We start from the raw sequence: 5,544 nt of genomic DNA on the forward strand, positions 1-5,544 counted from the left end.
GCCTGGGGGGCGGGCGGGACGGGCGGCGCCTGCTGCACCCACTGGGATTCCAGGCGGGTCAGGGACTCCAGCTCGCCGTAGTCGAGGAATATCCCGCGGCAGCCGCTGCACTGCTCGATCTGGACACCGTTGCGGTTGTACGTGTGCATCTGGGCATGGCACTTGGGGCACTGGAACATCGGTCGGCTCCTCACCGTCGTCTCGTCGTCACCGTCGTCGCCGGAATGCGTGCCCGGCGTCCGCCGGTTCACCCTACGGTGTGGGCGCGGGCCCCAACTCATCCGGCAGGCAGGCGATTCGGGCGCACGCGTCGATCATCAGCCGTTCCACCTCGTCCGGATCCCGGTCCTCGGCAACGGACTTGGCGACGGCGAGCGCGGCCGTCTGCACGGTGAGGGCGCGCGCCGGGACGTCCAGTTCGGGCCACGGGTCCCCGTGGGGGCGTACGGCCGGTCCGCCCCCGGCGCGGTAGGCGTCCAGGAAGCGCAGCCAGACCTCGGGGGCGAGCAGTCCGGCCGCGTACCAGGCGGCGGGGCGGGCCAGGTCCCAGGCGGGGTCGCCGAGGCCCGCGTCGTCGACGTCGATCAGCAGCCAGGGGCCGTCCGGGGCGGGGTGCCGGACGAGTTGGCCCAGGTGCAGGTCACCGTGGCAGAGGAAGCGGGCCCGGTCGGCGGGGGCCGGGGCCTCGCCGCGCGCCCAGCCGGGCAGTCCGCGCCAGGCGGCGAGGACGGGGGCGGCGCCGGCGGCCCGGCCCGGTGTCCGGGGGCGGGCGGCACGCATCCGGGCGACGGCGCGGGCGGCCTTGGCCGGGCCCCGCATCGGGGGCAGGGGGTGGGGCGGCCGGGTGCGGTGCAGCCGGGCGAGGAGGCCGGCGGCCTCCTCCCACGGGGCGGCGTCGGGATCCGCCGGGTCGACGGGCAGGCCGTAGGGCCAGAGGCTCACGGCCCGGCCTTCCACGGTGACGCCCTCCTCCGGACCGGCCGGCAGCGGGGGCAGCAGGATACCCGCCAGGCGGGGGGAGGCGGCCAGGGTCAGGCGGGCCGCGAGGGCCGGGGCGTCCGCGTCCGGGGCATGCGCCTTGGCCACCACCGGGCCGCTGCGGACCACGGTGCCGTCGGACCGGTCCGCGAGGACCGCGGGAGGGGCGCAGCCGCACGCCTCGGTCGGCGCGTGGGTGCCCCGGTGCGCCAGGGCGCCCAGGGCGCGTACGGCGTGGGTGGTGGTCATGGTCACGGCTCCCCCCGGGGCGGCGGCCGGCCGACGGCACGCCCGCCCGGTGCCGAGCCTACGTGGGGCGGAGCGGCGCCGGTCCCGGACCACCGACGGTCCGGCGCTGCGGTCGTGGACCGCACGGACCCCGGACAGCGCGATGTCCGGCCAGCTCCCCAGCTGGCCGGACAAACGCTGCCGTCCGCCGCACCCCCGTCCCCACGGGGTTGTTGGCCGGATGTCCCGGTCCGGACCGCTCTTCCGGACCCGGGGCGCCGCTCAGCGCCCCAGCATCACGCCCACGGACGACGCCTGTGTGACCACTGCGTCCCAGCCGCCGAAGACGACGACGAGCAGGGCCGCCAGGGGAAGCACCATGGCCGTCGCCACCACCGGGTGGCGCCGGCCGGACGGACGGACGCCGAAGGAGGCGTACGCCTTGCGGCTCCTGCCGCGGATCATGGTCCGCGTGGCCGTGTCCGCCATGGTTCCTCTCCTGACTCGTTCGGGAGCGGCGGGCGTCTGGCCTCGGGGGACGAGTTCCACGCCCACCGCTTGACCTCAACACTAGGGAGGCGGGGCCCCTCCGGCGTCATGCCCGCGTACCGATTGGCGGGCCTCCCGGAGGATGAGCCGGGCCCCCGGGGCGTACTCCCCTGGGTGGAGACGGGCCGCCCGACCCTGGGGACTTCCCGGAGGGGACGTGCGGGGGCTGCCCTCACCCGGGGGTGACATCACTCACGTCAGGGGGGTGACGGCGGGGTGCCGCCCGCACCCCGCGGGCCCTCCTGGACGCCGCCGGGACGGCGGTGCGGGCGGTGTCCCGCGCGTCGGGGGCCCAGCAGACCTGACTGACCGTCACTGATCCAATGCCCCGTCGTCGGGCGCCCCTTGAGGGCATCGGGCCGGGACCGGCCCCGGTCCGGGGGACGTCTGACCCCGGCTCATATCGCCCGCCCGGCAACGGCAAACGATCGAAAGGCGAGGGCGCGGCCTCTGAGCGCGCCGCGCCACGGGTACGTAAGCTGTGCCTCGTCAGGCGGACCAGGCAGCGGGGATGGGCAGACGATGGCGATGATGCGGCTCCGGCGCGAGGACCCGCGTGTCGTCGGCTCGTTCAGGCTCCACCGGCGGCTCGGCGCGGGCGGCATGGGCGTCGTCTACCTGGGCTCCGACCGCCGCGGCCAGCGGGTGGCGCTGAAGGTGATCCGGCCCGACCTCGCGGAGGACCAGGAGTTCCGTTCGCGCTTCGCACGCGAGGTGTCGGCGGCCCGGCGGATCCGCGGCGGGTGCACGGCCCGGCTGGTGGCGGCGGACCTGGACGCGGACCGCCCGTGGTTCGCCACCCAGTACGTCCCCGGGCCGTCGCTCCACGACAAGGTCGCCGAGGAGGGTCCGCTGTCGGCGGCCGAGGTGGCCTCCGTCGGGGCGGCGCTCTCGGAGGGGCTGGTGGCGGTGCACGAGGCCGGGGTCGTCCACCGCGACCTGAAGCCTTCGAACATCCTGCTCTCCCCGAAGGGCCCCCGGATCATCGACTTCGGTATCGCCTGGGCGACCGGGGCCAGCACGCTCACCCATGTCGGTACCGCCGTCGGCTCCCCCGGCTTCCTCGCGCCGGAGCAGGTGCGGGGTGCGGCGGTGACACCGGCCACGGACGTGTTCTCGCTGGGTGCCACCCTGGCGTACGCGGCGACGGCCGATTCGCCGTTCGGGCACGGCAGTTCCGAGGTGATGCTCTACCGCGTGGTGCACGAGGAGCCGCATCTCTTCGAGGTGCACGACGCGCTCGCCCCGCTGGTGCGCGCCTGCCTGGCGAAGGACCCGGAGGAGCGGCCCAGCACCCTCCAGCTGTCCATGCGGCTCAAGGAGATCGCCGCACGTGAGGCGCAGGGGCTCCACGAGCGGCGGCCCCCCGCGCAGCGCGGTGCGCGGGAGGTGGACCGGCCCACCGGCCGGATGGAGGGCTCGTACGCCGAGCAGCCGACCCGGCGGTCGAACACCGGGCCCGCCTCCGCTTCGCGCCCGCCCGCGAGGCGGCCCGCGGCGTCGCGCTCGGGGGCCTCGCCCCGTACCGGCGGCTCGGGGGCTCGGCCCCAGGCGTCCCGGGGCGGCGTGCGCCCGGTGAAGCGCCCGCATTCCACCGGAGCGACCGGCGGCGGGGGGACGAAGGGCCGTCCCGCCGCCCGGCCCGGGGTACGGACGACGTCGACGGGCAGGAACCTGTCTTTATACACATCCTCGGCTGCTGCGCCAGCGGCTCGTCGTCTTCGTGGTGGTGACGCTGCTGGTGGCCCTGGGGATCGCGGCCGCCCAGGGCTGTCAGGGTCCGGCGCGCGGGCTGGGCGGTACGCCGGCCGGGGACGGTGCTCCGGCCGCGGCCCACCCCTTCGGGCCCGGCGGCGTCAGGGCCGGGTGACCCGGGTCGCGTAGAAGGCGACGGCGGAGGCGGCGGCGACGTTGAGGGAGTCGACGCCGGCGTCCATCGGGATACGGACGTGGGCGTCGGCCGCGGCGAGTGCCCGGTCCGTGAGCCCGTCACCCTCGGTGCCGAAGACCAGCGCCAGCTTCTCGTCCCCGCGTGCGGCGAGTTCGTCGAGGGTGATCGAGCGGTCGCTGAGGCAGAGGGCGGCGGTGGTGAACCCGGCCGCGCGGAGCAGCCCGAGGTCGTCGGGCCAGGACTCCAGCCGGGTCCAGGGCACGTGGAAGACGGACCCCATCGACACCTTGACCGCCCGCCGGTACAACGGGTCGGCGCAGCGCGGGGTGAGCAGGACCGCGTCGACGCCGAGGGCGGCGGCGTTGCGGAACGCGGCGCCCAGGTTGGCGTGGTCCACCATGTCCTCGAACACGGCGACCCTGCGTACGTCCCCGTCCCCGGGGGCGAGGAGGGTGTCCACGGCGGGCAGCGGCCGGCGCGCCATGGCGGCGAGGGCCCCGCGGTGGACGTGGTAGCCGGTGACACGTTCGGCGAGTTCCGGTGTGACCGCGTACACGGGGGCCCGTTCCTCGTCGATGACGTCACGCATGACGTCGGACCACTTGGCGGTCAGCATCATGGAACGCATCTCGTATCCGGCGTTCCTGGCGCGTCTGATGACCTTCTCGCCCTCGGCGATGAAGAGGCCTTCGGCGGGTTCGCGCCGGCGCCGGAGCTCGACGTCGGTCAGGCCCGTGTAGTCGCTCAGGCGCGGGTCGTCGGGGTCGTCGACGGTGAGGAGTTCAGCCACGGGTCGTACTGCCTTGTCTCCGGTCGGGAGGATGGGTGGGTGGTCAGCCCGTGAGGCCGGCCGCGAGGTCGGCGCCGACGGTGACGACCTCGCCGATGACGATGACCGCGGGGGGACGCACGTCCTCGGCCACGGCCCGCTCCCCCACGGTCGCGAGCGTGGCGTCCACCCTGCGCTGGGCGGCCGTGGTGCCTTCCTGGACCAGGGCGACCGGGGTGTCCGGGGCCTTGCCGTGGGCGATGAGCGCCCGGGCGATGGCGCCGATCTTGTCGACGGCCATCAGCAGGACCAGGGTGCCGCGCAGCCGGGCGAGGGCCTGCCAGTCGACCAGGGAGCGCGGGTCGTCGGGGGCGACGTGGCCGCTGACCACGGTGAACTCGTGGGCGACGCCCCGGTGGGTGACGGGTATCCCGGCCGCCGAGGGCACCGAGATGGTGCTGGAGATGCCGGGCACGACGGTGCAGGGGATGCCCTCGGCGGCCAGTGCCTGGGCCTCCTCCATGCCGCGGCCGAAGACGTACGGGTCGCCGCCCTTGAGGCGGACGACGGCCTTGCCCGCCTTGGCGTGGTCGATGAGCGCCTGGTTGATGGCCTCCTGCGCCATGTAGCGCCCGTACGGGATCTTCGCCGCGTCGATCACCTCGACGTGCGGGGGGAGTTCGTCGAGCAGGTCGCGGGGGCCGAGGCGGTCGGCGATGACGACGTCGGCCTGGGCGAGGAGGCGGCGGCCGCGGACGGTGATCAGGTCCGGGTCGCCGGGGCCGCCGCCGACCAGGGCGACACCGGGGGTGTGGGCGCGGTGGCGCGCGGCGGCGAGGGTGCCGTCGCGCAGGCCCTCGACGACGGCGTCCCGGACGGCCGCGGAGTGGCGGGGGTCGCGGCCGTGCGAGGTGGTGCTGAGGACGGCGACCGTGATGCCCTCGCTGCGTCCGGTGGCCGGTGTCCAGGCGGTGGCGGCCTCCGCGTCGTCGCTGCGGACGCACCAGACGCGGGTGCGTTCGGCCTCGGCGGACGCGGCGTCGTTGGCGGCGCTGTCGGTGGAGGCGATCAGCGCGTACCAGGTGTCGGCGAGGTCGCCGTCCTGGTAGCGGCGGCGCTCCCAGCGGAT

At 75.7% G+C, this 5,544-nt stretch carries 5 protein-coding genes and 1 pseudogene; 1 reads left to right on the forward strand and 5 read right to left on the reverse strand.

All coding sequences use genetic code 11. The features are described from left to right. The 3 genes from IH13_RS39365 to IH13_RS0135560 all read right to left on the reverse strand — a co-directional run. The coding region (locus IH13_RS39365) for a TFIIB-type zinc ribbon-containing protein (protein WP_037843408.1) at window positions 1-179 on the reverse strand (179 nt) is incomplete at its 3' end. Between the two features lie 73 nt (window positions 180-252). Next, on the reverse strand, window positions 253-1,227 hold the full coding sequence (locus IH13_RS0135555) for a phosphotransferase family protein (RefSeq protein WP_031091191.1): 975 nt from the start codon (window positions 1,225-1,227) through the stop codon (window positions 253-255). 261 nt (window positions 1,228-1,488) lie between these two features. Further along, window positions 1,489-1,695: a hypothetical protein gene (locus IH13_RS0135560; RefSeq protein ID WP_031091193.1), complete on the reverse strand. Its 207-nt coding sequence runs from the start codon at window positions 1,693-1,695 to the stop codon at window positions 1,489-1,491. A 582-nt stretch (window positions 1,696-2,277) separates the two neighbouring features. On the opposite strand from IH13_RS0135560, the pseudogene IH13_RS39370 reads away from it, so the two are divergent. Beyond that, window positions 2,278-3,625, forward strand: a pseudogene (locus IH13_RS39370) (protein kinase domain-containing protein). Here IH13_RS39370 and IH13_RS0135570 read toward each other — a convergent pair. Together IH13_RS0135570 and cobA are read right to left on the reverse strand one after the other, a co-directional pair. After that, entirely contained in the window at window positions 3,612-4,436 is an 825-nt protein-coding gene (locus tag IH13_RS0135570) for a TrmH family RNA methyltransferase (RefSeq protein ID WP_031091196.1), read from the reverse strand. The pseudogene IH13_RS39370 and the gene IH13_RS0135570 overlap by 14 nt on opposite strands. A 43-nt stretch (window positions 4,437-4,479) precedes the next feature. Continuing rightward, window positions 4,480-5,544 (reverse strand): uroporphyrinogen-III C-methyltransferase (gene cobA / locus IH13_RS0135575; RefSeq protein WP_031091198.1); only part of this gene is annotated, 1,065 nt, incomplete at its 5' end.

The organism is Streptomyces sp. NRRL WC-3549, from assembly GCF_000721935.1.
Lineage (GTDB): Bacteria > Actinomycetota > Actinomycetes > Streptomycetales > Streptomycetaceae > Streptomyces.